This is a genomic window from Rhizobium sp. AQ_MP (genome assembly GCF_014237835.1).
In the GTDB taxonomy this organism is placed as follows: domain Bacteria; phylum Pseudomonadota; class Alphaproteobacteria; order Rhizobiales; family Rhizobiaceae; genus Allorhizobium.
Map to the genome: position 1 here is coordinate 60322 of NZ_JACJVI010000002.1, position 22100 is coordinate 82421.

At 62.3% G+C, this 22100-nt stretch carries 17 protein-coding genes; 6 read left to right on the forward strand and 11 right to left on the reverse strand.

Translation table 11 applies throughout. The features are described 5' to 3' along the window. Nucleotides 1-6: 6 nt before the first annotated feature. Complete coding sequence (locus H6M51_RS03405; RefSeq protein ID WP_185808922.1) at nt 7-1149, reverse strand: Gfo/Idh/MocA family protein; 1143 nt, start codon at nt 1147-1149, stop codon at nt 7-9. A gap of 23 nt (nt 1150-1172) precedes the next feature. Beyond that, complete coding sequence (locus H6M51_RS03410) at nt 1173-1997, reverse strand: class I fructose-bisphosphate aldolase (RefSeq protein ID WP_185808496.1); 825 nt, start codon at nt 1995-1997, stop codon at nt 1173-1175. A gap of 602 nt (nt 1998-2599) precedes the next feature. Between H6M51_RS03410 and bcsA the strand changes: the two genes are divergently transcribed. From bcsA to H6M51_RS03440, 6 genes are all read left to right on the forward strand, one after another. Continuing rightward, the gene (gene bcsA, locus H6M51_RS03415; RefSeq protein WP_281418926.1) at nt 2600-4846 is read left to right on the forward strand and encodes a UDP-forming cellulose synthase catalytic subunit; all 2247 of its coding nucleotides are present in this window, start codon (nt 2600-2602) and stop codon (nt 4844-4846) included. Continuing rightward, complete coding sequence (locus H6M51_RS03420) at nt 4839-7130, forward strand: cellulose biosynthesis cyclic di-GMP-binding regulatory protein BcsB (RefSeq protein WP_185808497.1); 2292 nt, start codon at nt 4839-4841, stop codon at nt 7128-7130. The genes bcsA and H6M51_RS03420 overlap by 8 nt, the downstream gene beginning before the upstream one ends. Further along, the gene (locus H6M51_RS03425) at nt 7127-9175 is read left to right on the forward strand and encodes a hypothetical protein (protein WP_185808498.1); all 2049 of its coding nucleotides are present in this window, start codon (nt 7127-7129) and stop codon (nt 9173-9175) included. The genes H6M51_RS03420 and H6M51_RS03425 overlap by 4 nt, the downstream gene beginning before the upstream one ends. Before the next feature lie 8 nt (nt 9176-9183). Next, nucleotides 9184-9948 (forward strand): cellulose biosynthesis protein BcsN, encoded by a 765-nt coding sequence (bcsN, locus tag H6M51_RS03430; RefSeq protein WP_185808499.1) that lies wholly within the window; start codon nt 9184-9186, stop codon nt 9946-9948. 368 nt (nt 9949-10316) lie between these two features. Next, on the forward strand, nt 10317-11213 hold the full coding sequence (locus H6M51_RS03435) for a hypothetical protein (protein ID WP_185808500.1): 897 nt from the start codon (nt 10317-10319) through the stop codon (nt 11211-11213). 11 nt (nt 11214-11224) lie between these two features. Then, nucleotides 11225-12142 carry a hypothetical protein gene (locus tag H6M51_RS03440; RefSeq protein WP_185808501.1) on the forward strand — a complete coding sequence of 306 codons (918 nt, stop codon included), beginning with the start codon at nt 11225-11227 and terminating at the stop codon, nt 12140-12142. 333 nt (nt 12143-12475) lie between these two features. Here the strand turns inward: H6M51_RS03440 and H6M51_RS03445 are convergent, their stop codons facing one another. The 9 genes from H6M51_RS03445 to H6M51_RS03485 all read right to left on the reverse strand — a co-directional run bounded on the left by H6M51_RS03445 (nt 12476) and on the right by H6M51_RS03485 (nt 22046). Then, on the reverse strand, nt 12476-13378 hold the full coding sequence (locus tag H6M51_RS03445; RefSeq protein WP_185808502.1) for an intradiol ring-cleavage dioxygenase: 903 nt from the start codon (nt 13376-13378) through the stop codon (nt 12476-12478). A 9-nt stretch (nt 13379-13387) separates the two neighbouring features. Next, nucleotides 13388-15142: an FAD-dependent monooxygenase gene (locus tag H6M51_RS03450; protein WP_185808503.1), complete on the reverse strand. Its 1755-nt coding sequence runs from the start codon at nt 15140-15142 to the stop codon at nt 13388-13390. Further along, entirely contained in the window at nt 15135-16250 is a 1116-nt protein-coding gene (locus H6M51_RS03455; protein ID WP_185808504.1) for a branched-chain amino acid ABC transporter permease, read from the reverse strand. The genes H6M51_RS03450 and H6M51_RS03455 overlap by 8 nt, the downstream gene beginning before the upstream one ends. Before the next feature lie 7 nt (nt 16251-16257). After that, nucleotides 16258-17121: a branched-chain amino acid ABC transporter permease gene (locus tag H6M51_RS03460; RefSeq protein ID WP_185808505.1), complete on the reverse strand. Its 864-nt coding sequence runs from the start codon at nt 17119-17121 to the stop codon at nt 16258-16260. Then, on the reverse strand, nt 17108-17827 hold the full coding sequence (locus H6M51_RS03465) for an ABC transporter ATP-binding protein (protein ID WP_185808506.1): 720 nt from the start codon (nt 17825-17827) through the stop codon (nt 17108-17110). The genes H6M51_RS03460 and H6M51_RS03465 overlap by 14 nt, the downstream gene beginning before the upstream one ends. Nucleotides 17828-17830: 3 nt before the next feature. After that, the gene (locus H6M51_RS03470; protein ID WP_185808507.1) at nt 17831-18550 is read right to left on the reverse strand and encodes an ABC transporter ATP-binding protein; all 720 of its coding nucleotides are present in this window, start codon (nt 18548-18550) and stop codon (nt 17831-17833) included. A 229-nt stretch (nt 18551-18779) separates the two neighbouring features. After that, nucleotides 18780-20060: an ABC transporter substrate-binding protein gene (locus tag H6M51_RS03475; protein WP_185808508.1), complete on the reverse strand. Its 1281-nt coding sequence runs from the start codon at nt 20058-20060 to the stop codon at nt 18780-18782. A gap of 61 nt (nt 20061-20121) precedes the next feature. Beyond that, nucleotides 20122-21177 carry a maleylacetate reductase gene (locus H6M51_RS03480; RefSeq protein WP_185808509.1) on the reverse strand — a complete coding sequence of 352 codons (1056 nt, stop codon included), beginning with the start codon at nt 21175-21177 and terminating at the stop codon, nt 20122-20124. Next, the gene (locus H6M51_RS03485; protein WP_185808510.1) at nt 21174-22046 is read right to left on the reverse strand and encodes a dioxygenase; all 873 of its coding nucleotides are present in this window, start codon (nt 22044-22046) and stop codon (nt 21174-21176) included. Before H6M51_RS03485 ends, H6M51_RS03480 begins: the two co-directional genes overlap by 4 nt. Nucleotides 22047-22100 lie beyond the last annotated feature (54 nt).

A 22100-nucleotide genomic window follows, 5' to 3' on the forward strand; every position in this document is an offset into this window, starting at 1 on the left:
CGTGCCTCAATCGTAGTCGACGGTGACGACGCGGTTTTCGAGACCAGACCTCAGCGCTGCGGTCAGCACCGCATGATGGTCTGCAGCTTCGGCAGGGCTTGCGCAGGGGAAGCCGTTTGCCGTCCCGCCGGCCAGTTCGTCCATGAAGGCCGCCCACATCTGCTGGATCGCATCGGCAAATCCGAATTCGAAGATCTTGCCGGTAATGGCGGGGAAAACCGAGCCATAGCCGAGGTCTTCCGTGTTCCACGACTGCGTCGTGCCTTGGTAATCCATCCATTGCCATTGGCGTGGCTGCTTGGTCGAGAAGAAGGCGCTCTTCTTCATGCCGAGAATGCGGATGTACCAGGTGTTGGATTCGCCTGGAGCGATGCGCCAGGTCTTGAGGACCATCGGGAAATCCTGATCCGCAGTCACTACGCGGCTGCTGATCGTCGCGTTGTCCCAGGTGGTGCAGGGAATCCGGTTGCCCTTGCCGTCCGGCCGCTCGGTTACCCGCTTCACCAGATTGGCGTGCAAGGTCTCGGGCCGCCAGCCAAGACGCAGCGGCACATGCAGGACATGCATGCCGAGATCGCCCATGCAGCCATAGGCGCCGTTCACGTGCTCCATGCGCTTCCAGTTGATCGGCTTGTTCATGTCGATGTCGGAGGAATGCAGAAAACCGGCCTCGACCTCCAGGATGTCACCCATCTCGCCGCTGGCAGCCATGGCGATGACTTTCTGTGCGCCGGGGAAGTAGGGCATCTCCGACGAGCAACGAACAATCAGTTCCGGATGCTTTGCAAGCTCGGTCATGATGGCCTGGTTCTGCTCCCGGTCCATGCCGAAGGGCTTTTCTCCCAGCAGGTGTTTCCCGGCCTTGAGGATCTCCACGTAGAACTCCGCATGCAGGACATGCGGGACCGCGCAATAGATCGCGTCGACCTCCGGGTTGGCGAGCAGTTCGCGGTAATCGGCGGTGGTCTGCCGCACCGATGGAATGTGGGTCGTGAACCACGCCATCAGTTCCGGATTGGTGTCGCAGACGGCGACGATTTCCGGCCGTGCCTTTGCATCGCTCAGATGCATCCAGCGCGCGGCGGCACTGGCAAATTCGCGTCCCATCAGGCCGCAGCCGATGACGCCGAAACGAAATGTCTTCATGATCTTCCTCCTCCCGTCGCCCGACCTCAGGCGAGGTGGCGTGACGCCTCTTCGGCGGTTGCACCGTCATGGACGATGGCCATCAGCGCGCGCGTCATGCCGCCCGGATTGGCGTGCTGGATGACATTGCGACCATAGACGATGCCCCGGGCGCCCTGTTCCATCAGGACCTTGGTACGTGCAAGGATTTCCTGATCGGAGACCTTGCCACCGCCGCGCACCAGAACCGGCAGCCCTTGGGCGATTTCGATGACGCGGTGGTATTCGTTCACGTCGTCACAAGGATCAGCCTTGATGATGTCTGCTCCCAGTTCGGCGGCCTGGCGGACCAGTGGCAGGATCTTGTCGATGGCGCCATCGACCATGTAGGCGCCCTTGGAATTGTCCTGCATCACCAGAGGTTCGACCATCAGCGGCATGCCGTAGATCTCACATTCGCGTTTCAGGCTGTTCACATTGCGCACGCAGGCGCGATAGACCTCCGGCTGGTTCGGCAGCATCAGCAGGTTGACCACGACGCAAGCCGCATCAAGGGCGATCGCCTGTTCGACCGGGTGGTCGATGATTTCCGAAAACAGCGCGCTCGGCAGCGGATTGCCGTAGATGTTGGCGATGTCGGTGCGCAGCACCAGGGCAGGGCGGGCCTTGCCCGGGATCGATTGCAGCAGGGGAGCGGTGCCCGGTGGGAGCTGGATCGCATCGGGCGCTGCAGCAGCGATGATATCGATCGCAGCCCGCATGTTTTCGATACCGGCCAGGAAGGTGCGTTCGTTGAACATCCCATGGTCGATCGCCACGTCGAAGCAGTTTCCAGACGTGCCGAAGAGGCGGTTGAGCCGCGCGAGTTTCATCGATTTCCTCCCAATGTGGTAACGTTTCCACAAAGGCTATTGCGAGGTTGAAACCGTGTCAATGATCGAAGTGACACGACAAACAAACGGGGGGAGTAGGTGTTGGAGCGGATCCTTCCAGCGCCTCTGGCGAGAACCGGGAAACGACGCAGCATCGCAACAGGATGTGCGAGATCGGGACGCTGACGCTGGCGATCTAACTTGGGTGTGGGACGATGCGGCGGACGACGCTGTCCGATCACCGGTTCAACACACGAGCAGCGGAGAAAACCACCCAGGATCTCATTCTCTGTTCCCTCCTGGGGCAAACACCTTCCACCAAGGCTGTGTGTTAACGTTTTCTCCACCATGTCGATTAGATCAGGTTTAGGATTTGGATTGTCGCGATATGTCGAAATACTCGAATAAAGCGGTTAGAATATTTCTATTTTTCAATGCTTTGCCAGGTCAATTCGTGGCAGCGCGATGCGGAGATTCTGCATTTTCGACGCTCGCGCTCTTAGCAATTTGCTAAGAAGTCACCCCCTAATTCTCAGGCGTCCCTGTTAGGGGATCGCCGCAGATGAAGCTGCGAGCGGATGAGAGATGGGGTTCTGCACATGATGTGCGCTGCGTTGCCTGCAATCATTGCGGGCCTTTTTGGTATGTTTCTGCTGTGGCTGCCGATCAGCCTGCAGGCGCAACTGGTGCTCAGCCTGACCATTCTGGCGCTGATGCTCCTGTTCATGATGCGCCCTCAGAACAAGACATTCCGCGTGATGACTTTCGTGTTCTCGGCCGTGCTCGCCCTGCGCTATGCGTTCTGGCGCACGACGGAGACGCTTCCCGACATCAACGAGCCCTGGAATTTCATTCCGGGCATCATTCTCTATGCGGCGGAAATGTATTGCCTGGTCATGCTGGCGATCAATTTCTTCATCGTCGCCGACCCGCTGGACCGCAAACCGGCACCTCGTCTTGCCGATGACGACAAGCCGACCGTCGACGTCTTCGTGCCGTCCTACAATGAGTCCGCCGACCTTCTGGCGCTGACGCTGGCTGCGGCCAAATCGATGAACTATCCGGCAGACAAGCTCACCGTCTATCTGCTCGACGACGGCGGCACCGACGCCAAATGCAACCAGTCCGATCCGCGCGCCGCCATCGCTGCCCGTCGCCGTCGCGATGAACTGCAAGCACTTTCCGCAGCGCTTGGCGTCCGCTATCACGCCCGCGCCGAAAACAGCCATGCGAAGGCCGGGAACCTGAACGCGGGCCTTGCGATCTCGACCAGCGAGCTTGTGGTCGTCTTCGATGCGGACCATGCGCCCGTGCGCGAATTCCTCAACGAGACCGTGGGCCACTTCAAAAACGACGAGAAGCTCTTCCTCGTCCAGACGCCGCACTACTTCCTCAATCCCGATCCGCTGGAAAAGAACCTGCAGACCTTCGGCAAGATGCCGTCGGAAAACGAGATGTTCTATTCCGTCGTGCAACGTGGCCTCGACAAGTGGAATGCATCCTTCTTCTGCGGCTCCGCTGCAGTCCTGCGCCGCAAGGCGCTGAAGGAGACCGGCGGCTTTTCGGGCCAGTCGATCACCGAAGACTGCGAAAGCGCGCTGGCGCTGCATTGCCGCGGCTGGCACAGCCTTTACGTCGACAAGCCTCTGATCGCCGGTCTGCAGCCGGAAACGCTCGTCTCCTTCATCGGCCAGCGTGTTCGCTGGGCCCAGGGCATGCTGCAGATCCTGACCCTGAACCGTCCCTTCCTGCAGCGCGGCCTCTCTGCGGCACAGCGCATCTGCTACGCCGGCACGAACCTGTTCTGGCTCTTTCCGCTGACGCGGCTGACCTTCATGTTCTCGCCGCTCCTCTACATCTTCTTCTCGTTGCAGATCTTCGAAGCCAATATCACCGAGTTCATCTGCTATTCGGTGACCTACCTCATCTCGTCCTTTGCCATGCAGAGCTACCTCTTCGGTCGCGTCCGCTGGCCCTGGGTCTCCGAACTCTATGAATATGTGCAGTCGGTGATGCTCTTCGGCGCGATCCTGAGCGTCGTAAAGAACCCCCGCAAGCCGACCTTCAACGTCACGTCGAAAGGCCAGACGCTGGATGAAAGCAAGCTCTCGCCGCTGGCGCGTCCCTATTTCCTGATCTTCTTCCTGCTCTTTGCCGCCACCTGCTACGCGATCTGGCGTTACATGACGGAAGCAATGCCGTCCGAACTGCTGCTCATCGTTGCCGGCTGGAACATCATCAACATGGGGATCGCCGGTGCCGCCCTCGGCTCCGTCTCGGAACGGCGCGAGCGCCGACGCAACCAGCGGCTTAGCGTTCGCCGCCATGCCATCCTGCACGCCGGTGGCGCAAGCCACGCCGTCATCGTGGCTGACGTGTCGAGCGGCGGCCTTGCCCTGCAGTTCATCGACGGCCAGCCGGTCAATGGCTTGGAGAAGGGCGAAGAGGCCGTCATCGAGATCCGCCGCCACGGCCGGGGAATACGCGTCCCCCTCGTCTGCCGCAGCATGCTGCGCCGGCAGGACGAGACGAGCTTCGGCTTCGCCTTTGCCGAGCGCACGCCCGAAACCTTCATCGCAATCGCCGAGATGATGTATTGCGAACAGCAACCGCTGCAGGATCGCTGGAACCGTGTCCAGAAGCACAAGGGCTTCTTCACCGGCACCTTCCGCTTTGCCCTCTGGACGATTACCGAGACGCTGCGCGGCTTTACCTATGCCCTGCGCCTGGTCCGCGAAACGACGGAAATCTCGCATCCCGACGCGCCGCTGATCATCAAGGCAATAAGCACCGATTCCGGTCCGGGCGAGACCTATCCGGTAGCCGTGAAAGGGTCGGCCTATGCATAACCATGAATTCCTGCGCCGGCTGTCTGCAGCGGCCATGCTCATTTGTCTGTCGGCAAACGTTTCTCGCGCGGGCGATTTCGTTCCTGCGGACCTTGGTACGGCAAGTGTCCAGAGCACGCTTCAGGCCGCTTCGGATATCCCGCGCCAGATGGTCGCCTTTCGACAAACGGCAACCGCCATGCGCCTGGAAGGCGAAGGCGCGGCACGAGAACTCACCTTCTATCTCTCGCCCGAACAGGTAACGACGGCCGGCATTCTCAGATTGAGCTACACCAATGCCGTCTCGGTCCTGCCTGACGATGCCATGCTGGACGTCGAGTTGAACGGCAAGCCTCTTGCAGCCTTGCCGATCCGTTCGCCCAACGGACCGGCGACCCACGACCTTCCCGTCTCTGCCAAGGACCTGACTGTCGGCTGGAACAAGGTGCGTCTGCGTGCGAAACAGCACCACCGCATCGATTGCAGCGTTCAGGCGACCTACGAACTATGGACGCAGATCGATCCGCTCGTCAGCGGCTTCCTGAGCGGCGCACGCCCGAGGGACGGCGATCTCGCCAGCCTTCTGTCGGTCGGCAGGAATGGCGATGGCGCCACGGAAATCCGGATGATCGCCGGGAACGAGGCTCCCCAGACGATCCTTCGCGACGGCCTGTCTCTTGTGCAGACCCTGGCACTGGTGCTCGGTCGCGAGGATCTGAGCGTCAGCGTTGGCGACGTCGGAGGCAGCGGGCCGGGCATCGATCTCTTCATTGGGGACCCCTCAGACACAAAACTCCCCCAGACCGCCCGAGATGCCCTCAACGCAGCGCCGCGTGGCCTCTTCGTCCGACAGGGAGAAAACGGTCGCCACGTGGTTACCATGCGCGGATCGAACAAGAGCGAAATCCAGTCGCTGCTGCTTGCCGCCGTCAACGGTCCCCTGCTGCCGCTGATACGCGCAAACAAGCTTGCCATGGCGCAGACGCGGATCGATGGCGAGAGCCCGGGCACACATCCGCTGTCGAGCGTCGGCTATCAGACGACGCCTTTTGCAGGTCGTCTCTTCCAGACGAGCTTCGACGTCGTCATGCCTGCCGATTTCTATCCCGGCGACTATGCGACGGTGGATCTCGATCTCAACGCCGCCACCGCACCAGGGCTCGCCCCCGGGACGCAACTGCTTGTCCGCGTTAATGAACGGGCCGTAGCTAGCCTGGTGCTTTACGATCCTGAGGGCACGACGCTCAAGGACAAGCCGCTGGAACTTCCCCTGCGCGCCTTCCATCCTGGTGTGAACCATGTTCGCGTTCTGGCCGAGCTGCCGCTCGCCTCGGACCTCACCTGTGATCCGGCTGGACGGGATGAAGCGCGGTCGCGCTTCCTGCTGCTCGAGGAAACGACGGTGACGATACCGCCCCTGGCGCGCGCCGGCCGTCTTCCCGACCTTGCGGCCTTTGCTGGCACCTCCTTCCCCTTCAAGGGCGCTGATAGCTTCGGCCTCTATGTCGATACGCCGACACCTGCGCGGCTGGGCTCGGCCCTGACTCTTCTGACGCGGCTCGCCATGTCGGCCGGTCATCCTCTTCCAGCCGAACTCAAGATCGGCCGTCCGGATGCGCGCCAGTCCACGAATGCGCTGATTGTCGGCGCCGGTGAAGAGCCGCTGGAGCTTGCCGAACTCTCCGGGCAAAAGGGCGATCGCCTGCAGCTCTCTGCAACCGATGATCTGGTCACGGCTTCGGTGACTACAGGCGGGCAAATCTCTGACTCGCAAGCCCTGCTCGACGCCTTCCAGGTCGAAACGCGACTTGCGCACGACCAGCTGTCGTTGAAGAGCCGCGCCTCGGATTGGATTGCGCGTGCCTCGACGACTGTCAACCGCTGGCTGGCCTACAAGGATATCGGTCGGGAAGATGTCAAGGTCGATCCACGGGATCGGCTGATCAGTCTGAGACAGGTGGCCGCAGCTGAAGGCACCGCCGTCTGGACCTATGTCAACGCTTCCGATGAAACCCTGCTCCAGCAAGGCGTCGCAGCGCTGACGAGGCCGGCCACCTGGACGGCACTCGAAGGAGGCGAAGCGGTGATCCGCCGCTCTGACCTCGAACTCGTGAACCGATACCCCGAAACCTACGGTTTCTTTCCGATCACCGATACGAGCCCCGCCAATCTGAGACGCCTCGCGGCTGCCTGGCTCTCCGACAACTTCATGATCTATGTCGGCCTTGTTCTCGCACTGATGGGCGGCTTTGGCTGGTGGGTTGGTTACGTCGTGCCGCGCAAGGGCGTGAGGACAGTCGAATGAAGAAGACAATCAACACGAAGCTGTTGGCCGGTACCATCCTCGCCGCGCTGAATGTCGCGTTGCCGGCTGGTGCGACGTCGCTTCTGACACCCCAAGCGACCACCGCCATGGCACAGCCTTCGGACGGCCCGGAGATCGGCAAAGCGACTGCCCAGATGACGCCCGCACCCGACACGGTCGATCTCGCCGCGCTCTATTACTACGCCCGGAATGGCGAGGCTGAGCGTGTCGAAGCGGAGACCCGCCGCCTGGAACTGAAGTTTCCCGGCTTTATCCCACCGGCGGACCTTTATGCTCCGGATGCCGGCGACCAAGTGGACGAGACCACGCTCTGGCAACTCTACGAGCGAGATGATTATGCCGGCATCGAGCAGGAGATCAGTCGGATTGCCGCAAGCCATCCGGGCTGGGAGCCATCCGAGGATTTCCGCAACAAGCTCGAGCGGCGGAAGCTTAGATTTGCCATGACACAAGCGAACGAGGCGAAGGACTTTGTGACCGTCATCCGTCTGGGCGCGAAGCTTGACCCGGCACGGGAAGCCGAGATCGACCTGCTCTGGATGATGCTCGACGCTTATCGGGCGAACGACATGCAGGAGGGGCTGACGGCGGTCTATCGCGGGATCCTCTTCCGGGCGCCGGAGCAGGCATTCTCCGATGAACTGGTGCTCACCACCCTGCAAAAGGCGATGGAGGACATTCCGGCGGCCGATCTGCATCAGGCGATCCGAGTGCTCTCCGCGGATCCCGAGCTGGCCCTCTCGATGCAATCGCTCGGTCTTGATCTCATGCGCCGCGAACTGGGAGATTTCGCATCCGGTGTTGCAGGCGCGCCTCAACCAGGCCCCGAGGTAATCGCCGCCGTCAGGACGGCTGCAGACAAGGAGCAAGCGCCCGAAGACCTCGCTCTGATGGGCTGGTACATGCTGAAGATCGAGCAGCCCGACCAGGCGGCGAACTTCTTCCAGCGCATGCTGCAGAAAGAGGCGACGACCGAAGCCGTTCGCGGCATGGTGCTCAGTCTTTCCCACCAGTCGAAAGATGAGGAAGCCTACGCCTTCGTGACAGGCCATCTCGACCTGCTCGCCGAGGAGGATGCCTTCCTGCTCGATCAGCTTTCCTTTCCCTTCAAGGGCGAGGGCAAGACCGACATCGATGAGCGGGTCGTGACCCGCTATTCGGAAGCGATCCAGAAGACGGAATCGTCCGATCATGCCCGCCTCATCGGCTGGTATGCCTACAACTCGCGCCAGTTTGAGCCGGCGCGCGCCTGGTTCGCCAAGGCCTTCGAATGGAAGGCCGAGGCAGACAGCCTGAAGGGGCTGGCCCTCACCCTGACGCGCCTGGGCGAGAAGAAAGCCCTTGCCAAGCTGCGGGAACAGCATGGCGAAACCTATCAGACTGTTTTCGCCGAGCTGAAATCGGCAGCCGCACCGCGCGACCGGGCCGGGAAATCGGTCTCGGCACCCGCGGGTGTCCAGGCCGGCTATCTCTCGCGGCTGCAGAAGAAGGACTATGGTGGCTGTGTTGCCGAGTTGCGGCGGCTTGAAGCAAAGACAGCCTTGCGGCCGGATGCACAGGTGGCCAAGGGCTGGTGTCTGCTCGGTCTCAACCATCTGGCCGAGGCGCGTCAGGCCTTCACGGTCGGTCTCGCGGGCGGGGGCGGCAAGGCGGATGATGCCGCCTATGGCCTTGGCCTCACCCTGCTTCGCGCCAATCTGACCGACGACGCCGAGGCCCTCTTGATGCAGCAGAGCCTCACGCCGTTGCGCGACCGGGAACTGCGCGCCGAGCTACTCTGGCAGCGGGCGCGCGCCGCCTTTGATCGCAAGCAATACCGCGTCACGCTTGAAGCACTGAACGCTCGCCTGCAGATCATGCCGGAGCCGGTCGGCATCAGCCAGATGCGCGCCTGGAGCCATTACCACCTCGGCAATCTCTCGCAGTCGCGCGCGATCTTCGCCCAGCTGAACCAGGTCATGGCAGACCCGGCGAATACGAGGGGTATTGCAGCCATCAACGAACGCATGGGGATCAATCAGTGAAGCGAAATATGTTTGCGATCCTGGCACTGCTTGGCCTGCACGGCTGTACGACCGCCGAGGATCCGTTGCTTGTGGGCATGACCGGCAGCATGCCCGTCGCGACCGGCAATCGAGAGCTTCCGGTGCATCTTGCATCCGCCTCCCTGACCGGGCTCGGCGAGGCACCTTTGAGCCTTCGCCAAACCACGCTTGATGGCGTCACGACGCAGGTCCTCGTTTACCGCAACATGACCACTATATCCGGCGAGAACGTTCTTACGGTATCGACCCGGTCATCGTCCAAGGCGTCCTTGTGGAAGGGGCCGGATCGCCGGGAGATCACCGAAACGCTGAGACGCGATTTTCCCGGTGTTGCTATGGCCGTCGATCCCGTGATCCGTCGCAATGCCTATGGTTCTTATGGCGTCGCCACTGGGAAACTGGGCGCCGAAGGTGGCTGTGTTTCTGCGTGGCAGATGATCGGTCAGGACCGCGATGCGGGGCGAGACGAGCCCTTGCAGGTTCGCCTTCGCTATTGCCATCCACGCCTCGCCCCGGATGTGCTCGCAGACCTCCTGGCCGGACTGACGCTTCGAGGTTCGGCTTCAACCCTGCCTCAGCCCTTGAGCTACGCCTATTCCACGCCGAGCCTTGCAGCTGCTTCAGCCACAAGGGCGTCGAATGTCGCCATCACCCCTCAGGTGAATGAGAGCAAAGACACAGCCTCGGAGCCCTTGCAGACCGATAGAGACGCGCCATCCGGTCCGGTTGTCAGCATCCCAATGCCCGGATGAACCGTGCATCCATCGGGTTCTCGCCAATCTATCCGTCTGTCCGGACCAGCACGAAATCGTGCTTCACCTCCCAGATTTCCTCGGTAAAGCCGTAGTCCGCAGCGCGTTTTATATCCCTCCCACGGCAGGCGCGTGCTCGCTGGATCTGTTCCAGAGCCCCGATCCTTGCATTCCGTTTGATGCGCCGGCGGTCGCGAAGCAAAGACTCGTTGGGTAAAGAGCCCTGCGGATCCAAGCGTTTCTTATCTGCAACATCTGAGAGAAAATGCGAGGCGTGAGACGCAGTGATGATTGATGAGACGCGGAGACTTGGTCCGCGTCGACTTGCCCTGTTACGCAGTGTGCACCGGTAATGGGGAGCATGCACTATGAAGAAATTACTGCTGGTCAGCAGTTTTGCCTCACTTTTTTGCGCTGGTGGCACTCTGGCGGCTGATGCCGTGTCAGAAGTCTCGTCTTTGCCTTCTCTGGCACAGGTGCGGCCTTTGGGAAAATCGCCACGACTTTTCCACAACATCAGGTTTTCATCTGAAGGCATTTTTACCTGGATAGACCAGAAGGCTGGTCAGCCTGCGCGCCTCAATCAGCAGGGTAAAGGTGTACGTCTCGGTCTTAGCACCGATATTGGCGACGTCGGTTTTGCGGAAATCAGCGGACGTTTTTCTCGCGAAGAATGGAATTCCCGCGTGGTGTCATTTCCGCTTGAGCTTAACGGAGACGGGCAGACACGCGGATTTGACGGCATGATCGGCTTCAAGCCGATGGACCATCTGCGCGTTGGCGTCATCGGAGGTGTGGGCGATGGCGATTTGGCCTACAGCTTTGCCGTTGCACCTTCACGAAATCCAAGTTCGAGCTTTGGGAGCTATCTCGGCGCCTTTGTTGGCGGTTCGCATGAACTCGGCGACCTAGGCCTTCATGTGGATTTGAGTTATCTGAACGCCCAAAACAAACAGACTTACGCGCCGACAAACTCGGTCCAGGAGGCGCGATGGAATGCCGAGTTCATGGCACTGCAATTCGGCGCCAGTTACAATCTGACTCCCAAGCTGAAGATTGCCGGCTCGTTAGCACTGCATCACGTCCTCTCGCAGACGGTAGCGCCGGCGGAGACGCCGCTCGATACATCCTGGGGCTCTGGCCAGCTGCGCATTGGCTATATGCTCACCGAACAGCTTGAGCTTAACGCCAAGGGTGTCGCGTGGTTTGAAAACAGCAAATACGACTACCGGCAGGTGTCGTTCGGCATGTCCTATCGCTTTTAAGGAGGACACACATGATGACACAGTTTAAACTTTGCAAGGCAACCCATTCACTGCTGGTGACGCCGCTCTTGATGGTTCTGGTGCAGGCCCCAGCTTTAGCGCAGACCTCGTCCAGCGCTTCCCAAAGCACTGTCGGCTCCACCACAAGCGGGAGTGCGGCAGGAGCCGGGGCTGGGTCAGGGGCAAACAACGCTGCTGTTCCCGGCGGTGTCACCGCAGCAAAACCTATTGTCGTTACCGGTGGTACCGACGATGAGCCGGCCCAATCAAGCCAGAATCGCTCGCCGTCTTCGTCTTCCGGCGCTTCTGGCGCAGCGAGCGGTTCTGCGACCGGGAGCAGTTCTGCTGCCGGGGCCGGTGCAGCCGGCGTGGCCGTCGGGTCCTTGACTACGGAAGCGGTCGTCGGAGCGGTGGCTGCAAGCGGCGTCATCGCTACCGCAGCGGGGGCAGGAGATGACGAATATCCAGATCTTGCCCCGCAGGAACGCTTGCAGAGACTGGAGCTTTACAACAAGCGGACATCCCAGATCCCCGAGAGCAGTCAAGTTCCACAAGCCTCGATCGAAAACCTGATCAAGAACCAGGTCCTTTTTGCTCAGTTCCTCACGGACGATGCGTTCGCCAGATCGTGGATCACGCAGAGCATCCCGCGACCGACCCAGGCCGGCGGCGGTACAACCACGCCGCCTAGCTCGGTAGTGCCGGGCAGCGGCGCCACGATCGTGCTGCCCGTCAGTGGCGGCAGACCGGTGGTGGTGGGTAGCGGCGAGCCCCTTCCAGGGTTTGGCGGTGGCGTGCTGCCGGGCAGCGGCGGCAATCCGCCCGCCAACGGCGGCGGCGCAATCAAACCAGGTGATGATTGGGACAAGATCAACGATCCGGTGGTGATGCCCCCAATGCCCGTATTCCTGCCGGGTCTCGGCAGCTGATCGGTCCTGACCGGCGTCAACTATGCGAAAGCCCCCGGAAGCATCCGCCTCCGGGGGCTTCAGTTCGTTGGGGAAGGGAAACTCTCTCCCCTGAATTCAGCCCAAACAGCATGCCTCATAGGCGACGTCCTGTTTGCAACGAGCGACGGCATTCTGCGGGACTTTGCTGCTCTTCGATTGTTCGCTCTTCAGAAGCAAGCCGTCCGTTGGACCCGTTGCCAGACAAAGGTATTGCCAGTGATTATGCTAGCCCAGCCCGATCGGGATGCGCTTAGGTACACTCGCGGCTCCTGGAAGGCTCCTGGCACTATGCCTTCCCAGCGGTCTGTGCATTCACAAACGGTCACCAGACGTTTTTCTGGGACCCACAAGAACGAAATCGTGCTTCACCTCCCAGAATTCCTCGGTGAAGCCGAAGTCGGCAGCGCGTTTTGCATCCTTGCGGCGGTCGAATTTCGCCAGCAGGCTCTCCTTGACGCCGAAGACCGCATCCGAATGGATATATTGATCGTCAGGATCGAAGATATGGGTGACAAGCGTCTCGTATCCATCCGCCTTGATGATGTAATGCAGATGGGCCGGGCGATAGGGATGACGGCCGAGCTTGCCGAGCAACTGGCCGACCGGGCCGTCGTCTGGGATCGGATAGAATTTCGGCTTTACCGCGCGGAACCAGTAATGCCCGTCAGGGCCGGTGCGAAAGACGCCACGCAGATTGAAGTCCGGCTGGATGCCCTTCTGCTGGACGTCATAGAAGCCCTCGTCATTGGCCTGCCAGACGTCGATCACGGCACCCTCAATCGGCTTGCCCTCGGTGTCGAGGATGCGGCCCTCGATCACCATGTCCTCGCCCTTGGAGTCCAGGCAGATGTTGGCGCCCATCGGCAGTTCCGGGGCATCGGCCACATGGAAGGGGCCGAGGACGGTGCTTTCCGAGGCGCCCGAGGGTTTGCGGTTGTTGACCGCATCGACCAGCATCGAGACGCCGAGCACGTCTGACAGCAGGATGAATTCCTGCCGCCATTCGTTGCACATCTGGCCGGTGCGGGTGAGGAAGAGGATCGCTTCCATCCATTCATCCTGGGTCGGCTCCAGTTCCTTGACCGCCTCGTGCAGCTTGCGGGTGATGACTTCCATCACCTCTTTCAACCGCTCGTCCCTGGCATTGGCATTGCGGCCGGTGACGACCTCGACGGAGGTCTCTTCGGTGAAATAGCCCTTTTCGTGCGCGTCCATGATCGCTCCTCACCGGTCCAGAATGGTTTTCAGGACGCGCCGCAGCTCGCCTTCGGGGTCCTTGATGGCGGCTTCAGCGCGCCAGGCGACGTGGTGGTCCGGACGAACCAGAAGCACGCCGGAATCGCGGATTTCGCGGGCACGCGCCCAGTCGCCGGAGAAGTCCTGCCAGGTCTGGCGCGGGCCGATCTTGTGGACCGTGATCGGCAGGCCGAATTCCTTCGACAGGGATTTTGCCGCAGCCACCCAGCCATCGCCGCCGATGCCGGTGAGAACGGTGAAGACGCCATGGCCGGTCAGGTCGAGGCTGGAAACCTTTTCGCCCTCGGGGCCGAAGAGCCAGACATGCGGCAGGCGGGCGCCAGGCCAAGTGGTCGGCTGGTAGTGCAGTTCGGCGTCCTTCTCGAAGGCCGGCTCCGGCTGGCCGTCGGTGACCACGGCGCCGGACTTGTAGCGCTGGTTCATCTCGACACCATGGGCGTCGAACTCATAGACCTTGGCGGCGATCGCCTGACGGATGGCCTCACGCTGCTTTTCCGCATCCGCCGTGTCGTTGCAGCGGGCGTCCATGTTTTCCTGCATCTTCACCGGGTCGACGGAATCGAGCAGGCCGAGCGCCTTGAAGATCGGGCCGAATTCCTCGATCGACTTGTTGGCGCGGGTGACGATCTGCTTGGCGACCGGGGCGCGTTCGGCGTGGTAGCTGTCGAGCAGGCCCATGCCGGCCTGACCGCGGATGACGGCGGCGAGCTTCCAGGCGAGGTTGAAGGCATCCTGGATCGAGGTGTTGGATCCCAAGCCGTTCGACGGCGGATGGCGGTGGGTGGCGTCGCCCATGCAGAAGACGCGGCCGTTCGACATGGTGGTTGCGTACATGTTGTTGACGGTCCAGGTGGAGACCGACTTGATCTTTGGCTGCAGGTCCTGGACGCCGACGAGGTCGCGCACGACCTTGGTGGCGAAGGCATCATCGACGGCTGGCGCCGGCTGGTTGATGTCGTAGCCCCAGACGATCAGCCACTCGTTCCACGGGCGGACCATGCGGACGAGGCCCATGCCGATGCCGCCGACATCGGCGCCCGGCTGCAGCACCCAGTAGAGCACCGAGGGGCGGTGGGCGACGTAGCGCGACAGATCGCATTCGAAGAGGATGTTCATCGATCCGGCGACGCCCATCTTGCCTTCGAAGGTAAGGCCGGCATGTTCGGCGACCTTGGAGTTGCCGCCGTCGGCGCCGACCAGGAATTTCGACCGCACGGTGAATTGCTTGCCGGTCAGGCGATCAAGGCAGGTGGTGGTGACGCCGTCCGCATCCTGCACATGGCTCACATATTCCGTCGACATGCGCGACTGCGCACCGCGCGAACAGGCCGTCTTGAAGAGCAGGGGCTCCATATAGGTCTGCGGCAGGTCGTTCATGCGTCCGGGCGAGGACAGGAGATGTTCGGCGCGCGAAAGCGGATGGTTGCCCCAGCTTTGCATGCGGCCGATTTCTTCGCCGGCGACCGCCGTGCAGAAGACGTTCTGGCCCATCAGGTCCTGCTCGGTTGCGAACATATAAGCTTCGTCCTCGACGTCGCGGCCGAGATCGCGCAGCACCTCCATGGTGCGCTGGTTGGTGATGTGGGCACGTGGCGTGTTGGCGAGCCAGCGGTAGCGGTTGATGACCATGGGCTCGAGGCCGTAACTTGCGAGCAATGCGGCCGTTGCCGAGCCGGCCGGCCCGGTGCCGATGATCAGGACGTCGGTGGTGATGTCAGCCATGTGGCCCTCCCTTTGTCGTTTGTTCAAGCGGTCCGCCCCTCAAGGTGCGACGGACCGGAAAGAGTTCGATGCCGGTGCGGTCGGTGATCAGGCCCCAGATCCCGCGTGGCGCAAACAGCATGGTGATGATGGCGATGGCGCCGAGCAGGAGCAGGTACCAGGACCCATAGCTCGACAGCGCATTCTGCATCAGGAAGAAGATGATGACGCCGACGATCGGCCCCTCGATGGTTCCAATGCCGCCGATGATGACGATGAACAGCACATAGGCCGTCCAGTCGGTGAGCGAGAAAGCGGCATCCGGGGAGATGCGGGCCTTCTGCAGGTAGATGAGGGCGCCGACGACCCCGGTGATGAAGGCGGTGGAGAGGTAGATCACCAGTTTCAGTTTCTGGGCGTCCACCCCGAGTGCCCGGGCCGCTGTCTCGTTGTCGCGCACGGCGGCCAGGCCCAGCCCCTGCTTGGAGCGCAGCAGGCGGTAGACGAACCAGATCGTCAGGGCGAGCACGATCAGCGCCAGCCAGAAGGCGACGGCATCGGCCGCGGCGGCGGCCCGCATGCCGAACCAGTCTTCCAACAGTGCCACGCCGAACATGTCGCGGGTTGCCTCGCGCGGCAGCGAGGTGCCGGTGCCGCCGCCAAGCGCCTTCCACTGGGCAAAGAGCAGGCGGCCAACTTCGGCGATGACCCAGGTGCCGATGGCGAAATAGGGGCCGTAGAGGCGGAATGCGAAGAAGGCCGTTGGAATGGAGACGAGGACGGCAAAGAGGCCGGCGATCGGGATGGCGAGGATCGGATCGACACCGAGCAGGATGACGAAACCGAAGAGCGCATAGGCGCCACAGCCGACGAAAAGCTGCTGGCCGACAGAGATCAGGCCTGCGTATCCAGCGAGAAGGTTCCAGCTCTGGGCGAGCGCCAGCATGGTGAGGATGAAGAACAGATCCTGCACCACGCCGCGCGACACGACGAAGGGAGCTGCCGCCAGGAGCAGCACGAAAAGGATGGCTGCAAGGGAGAACAGCGAGGACAGGCGCGTGCGCGTCTCCACCCGCCAGGATGGTGAGGGGCGCATGACATTCGACAGGATGTCTCGGTTCGTGGTCATCGTCACCTCAATCGACAGCGCGCGGGAAGAGACCCCGCGGACGGAACAGCAGGACCAGCAGGAAGGCGATATGGCCCGAGAGGATCTGCCATTCCGGATTGATGGCGGCTCCGAGCGTTTGCGCGACACCCAGAATGATGCCGCCGGCAAGCGTGCCCCAAAGCGAGCCGAGACCGCCGATGATGACCGCTTCGAAGGCGTAGATTAGGCGCGCTGGCCCGGCGGTCGGGTCGAAATTGGCGCGAGTGCCGAGATAAAGCGCGGCGATGGTGACGATCACCATGGCAAGGCCGGTTGCGATGGCAAAGATCTGGTTCGGGTGGATGCCCATCAGGCCTGCTGTAACGACATCGTCGGAGGTTGCGCGGAAGGCACGGCCTAGCGCCGTCCTGTAGATCAGCTGGTTGAGGCCGACGATCACCAGGATCGCGGAGGCGAAGGTCAGGAGCGGCATCACGCCGGCATTGATGCCGCCAAGCGAGAGCGAAGCCTGTTCCAGTGCGCCAGCGGGTATGCGCTGGCTGTCGGCGGTGAAGGCTTCGAGCAAGCCGTTCTGGATGACGATCGACAGGCCGAAGGTGACGAGCAGCGGCGGCAGGATGTCCTTGCCGAGCGTCCGGTTCAGCAGGTGATACTGCAGCAGGTAACCGATCCCGAACATCAGGGGACCGGCGATCAGGGCCGCCAGGAATGGACTGAGCCCGAGCGTCGAGACGAGCAGCAGGATCAGGAAGGCGGCAAAGACTATCAGGTCGCCATGGGCGAGATTAACGAGCCGCATGATGCCGAAGACGAGCGAGAGGCCCGCGGCGAACAGGGCGTAGAGCCCGCCGAGCAGGATGCCCTGGAGAATGGTATCAAGCCAGTTCATGGGACTCCGCTCCGAAATAGGCCGCATGGATATCCGCGCGGTCGAGCTCTGCCGGGCGCCCTTCGAGCGTGACCCGGCCTTCCATCATGCAATAGACGCGATCGGCCACCTTCAGCGCCTGCGCGATGTCCTGCTCGACGATAACGATGGCCGCACCCGTTTCCCGGATGCGCGGGAAGGCGGCGTAGATGTCCTTGATGACGACGGGGGCAAGGCCGAGGCTGAGCTCGTCGCACAGCAGCACTTCCGGATTGGACATCAGCGCGCGGCCGATCGCGACCATCTGCTGCTGCCCGCCTGACAGTGCCGTCGAGGGATTGCGGCGCCGCTCCTTCAGGATCGGGAAGAGCTCGTATACGGTTTCAAGCGACCAGGGCCCATCAACCTTTCTGCCGTGGCGACCGACGAGAAGGTTCTCCTCCACCGTCAGCGACGGGAAAAGCCGACGCCCTTCCGGCACCAGCGCGATGCCGCGAGCCATGACATCCGGGGAACCAAGCGCGCCGATCGGCTGGCCACGATGCAGGACGGCCGCTGGTTCATTGCGCAGCACGCCTGAGATCGAGCGCATCAGTGTCGACTTGCCCGCACCATTGGCGCCGATGACAGCGATCGTCTCACCGGAGTTGAGGACGAGATCGACGCCGAACAGGGCCTGGAAGTCGCCATAGAAGGCGGTGAGGTTCTTCGTTTCGATGAGGCTCATCTGTCAGACCTCCATGCCCAGATAGATTTCGCGCACCTCGCGTGAATTCATGATGGTCTGCGGATCGCCATGGCCGATCATCCGACCGAAGTTGAGGACAAGGATCTTCTCGGCGACGGCGTTCAGCGCATGCAGAACATGCTCGATCCAGATGATCGCCATGCCGCGCTGGTGGACGCGCTTGATCGTGGCGACCAGCTGCCGGCACTCGCCTTCGGTCAGCCCGCCGGCGATCTCGTCGAGCAACAAAAGCTTGGGCCGGGTGGCAAGGGCTCGGGCGAGTTCCAACCGTTTGCGCTCGAGCAGGGTAAGGCTGCCGGCCGGGCGGTTGGCCTTGGCGATCAGGCCCGTCTCGACCAGGATTTCGGCGCAGAACTCTGCGACATCAGCTTCGCTGCTTTCGCTGCCGAAGGCGCCGGCGACGAGCAGGTTTTCATAGACCGTCAGCCGCTCGAAAGGCTGCGGGATCTGGAAGGTGCGGCCCATGCCGGCAAAGCAGCGCTGCATGGGCGGGACATTCGTCACGTCTCGGCCATCGAAATGAACCGTGCCTTTTGCGACGGAGAGGTTACCGGTGATCAGGTTGAACAGCGTCGATTTGCCGGCGCCGTTCGGTCCGATGATACCCAGCGCCTCGCCGGGTTCGACGGAAAAGCCGATGTCCTCGGCGACCACGAGGGCCCCGAAGGATTTCGATACTCCATTCAATTCCAGGATCGGCATTGTTCAGTCCCTTCAGACTATGACGTACTCATCCGGGGCACCCCCCTCTGTCCTGCCGGACATCTCCCCCTCAAGGGGGGAGATCACTTGGAGCCGGCGCCCCGTCCCCACTCGGCAGAAGATGGCGGGCGAGGACTTGCCGCCTGCGGATCTCCCCCCTTGAGGGGGAGATGGTCGGCAGACCAGAGGGGGTATCCACGGCAGACCAAAATCAGTCTGCCACAATTGATCAGCCCAACGCCTCCATCTTGCCGCCGAGCGGGATGTTCGTTGCCTGGCCGTTCTCGACGACAACGAGGTCGTAACCGCCGCCGGATTTGAGCCGCCACTGGCCACCGACGAGCGGGGTCTTGGCGACGTTCTTCTGGGCGAAGGGTGGCAGGTTGGCGTTGTTCCAGGCGATCGGGCCGACCAGCGTGTCGAGCTTGGTTTCGCCGATAGCCTTGGCCACAGCATCGCCATCCGTCACGTCTTCCGCCCGCTTCATGACGTCGACCGCCAGTTCGAAGAGCGCATGGGCAAAGCCGATCGGCTGTGTCCAGGGACGACCGGTCGCTGTGGTGAAGGCGGCGGCGACATCGGCGGCGGTTTCACCGGTCAGCGAGGACTTGAAAGGATGGGATGGCGTCCACCAGACCTCGGTCGAGAGGTTGTGGCCGGCATCGCCAAGGGCTTCCACGGTCTGCGGGAAAAGCAGCGCCTTGCCGATCGAGGCTATCTTGGGTTTGAGGCCCTGCTGCTTGGCCTGGTTCCAGAAGGTGGTGAGGTCAGGCGGGATCATCACGCCGGTGAGGATCTCTGTCTCGGCCTGCTTGAAGGCGTTGATCTGGGCAGAGAAATCGTCGGTCAGGTTCTGATAGCGGCCGGTGTCGGTCAGGCCATAGCCAAGCTTTTCGAGCACCGGCGGGAAGCCGACGACCTTGTCGCCCCAGGCATTGCCGTCGCCATCGTTCGGGAAAAGGCCGCCGACCTTCTTGTTCGTCTCGACCTGACCCCACATGCCGGTGAAGACGGCGATGATGTCCTCAAGGCCCCAGAAGAAATGGTAGGCGTAGTTGAAGGGCTTCCAACTTCCGGGATCGCCGGGATTGCCCTGCTGGCCGATGAACCAGGGCTGCCAGGGAGCGACCGTGGACAGGCAGGGGATCTGCTCGGCTTCGCAGGTGGTGGAGACCGGATTGGTGGTTTCCGGTGTCGAGGAGACGAGCATCAGGTTGATCTCATCGTCGACGATCAGTTCCTTGGCGACTTCGGCGGCACGGTTCGGATTGGACTGGCTGTCCTTGACGACGACCTCGTAGTTCAGGCCCATCTTCTTGGTCGTGGCGAGGAAGCTGTCGATGACGAACTTGTCGGCTTCGCCGAAAGCCGCGAGCGGTCCGGTCTGCGGGCTGACATAGCCGAGCTTGACCGCCGCTGACTGTGCAATCGCAGGGGCCGCGAGGCCCGAGGTCGCCAGGACGGCACCGCCGGCTGCCGTCGTCTGCAGGAATTTGCGTCGCGTAATCATGTTTCCTCCCATCATCGTCTCTCCTCCCAAAGAGCGCGCAGCGCGCGAGATGTCGTTTCGGTCAGTCGGGCCTCACGCCCTCCCAGGCATGTTGCAAAAGTGTGCGGATCGACGCCCGGTCGATCGGGCGCGGGTTCCAGTACGGGTTTTCCGTGGCGATATCGGCAGCACGATCAAGATCGGCTTGAGTGAGCCCGAAATCCTTGAGCGACAGCGGTGCGCCGATCGACTTGGCAAAGTCCCAGAGACCACCGCCAATCGAACCGCCGAAAAGTTCGGCGGCGCCTGAGAGTTCCGCTTGTGCCGCCTCGGCGTTGAAGGCGGCCGTGTGTGGCAGCATGACTGCATGGGTTTCGGCATGCGGCGTGTCGAAGGAGCCGCCCAGCGTGTGGCAGATCTTGTGGTGCAGCGCCATGCCGACAGTGCCGAGCACCGTGCCGCAGAGCCAGGCGCCATAGAGCGCTTCCGCCCGCGCATCGGTGTCTTCAGGGCTCTTCACCAGAACCGGAAGGCTGTCCCTGAAGGCGCGTAGACCGTCGAGCGCCATCAGCGTCGAGACGGGGTTGCGATCCTGGGCATAGAGGCCCTCGACCGCATGGGCCATGGCGTTCAGACCACTCGTGACGCTCATGCCGACGGGAAGGCCGAGCGTAAGATCCGGATCGTAGATGACGACTTCCGGCAGGATGCTGGCGTTCCGGACCGTGGTCTTTCGGCCGCCGTCGGTCTGGCCAAGGATCGGCGTGACTTCGGAGCCGGCGTAGGTCGTGGGGATGACAACCTGCGGCAGATCGGTGCGGTAGGCAATCGCCTTGCCGAGCCCCGTGGTGGAGCCGCCGCCGAGCGAAACGACGCAGTCGGCTTCGGTGTCCCTGACAACCTTCAGCGCTTTCTCCGTCACATCGACGGGCGTGTGCATGACGGCGCCGGAGAAGACGCCGACGGAGAGTGAACCCAGGCGGTCCGACAGGGCTTCGGCATCTGCCTTCTGGTGCGGCGTTGCCAGAACCAGCGCACGGCGGCAGCCGAGGGACTCGACCGCGCTGCTCACGTCTGCGCTGCGGCCGGAGCCGAAGAGGATACGCGCCGGGCTGCCGGCATAGGTGAAGCTCTTCATTTGCCCCTCCCGGGTCGTGCGCGGACCATGACGAACCTGAGGCTGACGCGCGAGGCGGGTTTCCCGTCAATCACCGTCTGCTCGAACGGATGCACCAGTTCCGGTCGAACACCGAACAGCGCGTCTTCGCCCAGCCTCGGATCGTCAGCGTCGTAGATGTGGGTGGTGATCGTCTCGAAACCCGGTGCGCGCACGACGAAATGCAGATGCGCGGGACGGTGCAGCGGATAACCCGCCTGAGCGAACAGCCGCCCCACGGGCCCGTCACCGGGGACGCCGTAACCGGCCGGCCTCACCGAGCGATAGTGGAACCTGCCGTCCTGATCGGGATGGAACAGACCCCGCAGATTGAATTCCGGCTGCAGATCCGGCTGCTGGTTTTCGTAGTAGCCTTCGGCGTTGGCCTGCCAGGTGATGATTTCGGCCGTGGTGATCGGCAGGCCGTCCAGATCTTCGACGCGGCCCTCGACCAGCAGAGGTTCGCCTTCGCCGTCGAGCGAGATGGAACTGCCGAGTGCCCGCTCCGGGGTGTCGGTCCGGAAGAAGGGCCCGCGGATCGTGTTGGGGGTAGCACCCGATGGACGGCGCGAATTGATCTCCTCGACGAGCGCGGAGGCGCCAACCAGATCGGAGAACAGCACCCATTCCTGGCGGCGTTCGTCCGAGGCGTGGCCGACTTCGGTCAGAAAGTCGAGAACCGTGCGCCATTGCTCCGGTGTCGGGCGGAATTCCTTGATGAGATCGTGCACGTGGCAGACCACGGCGGAGAGCAGGCGCGCGGTGGCATCATCGGGCGCGTCGAAGCGGCTTGTGAAGGCCTCCTTCGAGGTCGCTTCGTCGAAGGACATGAGGTCAGCGGCCCGCGACATGCATCTCCTCCCAAATCCGCATTGCTGGTCGAGAGGAAGCTAGCAGCCCTTTCA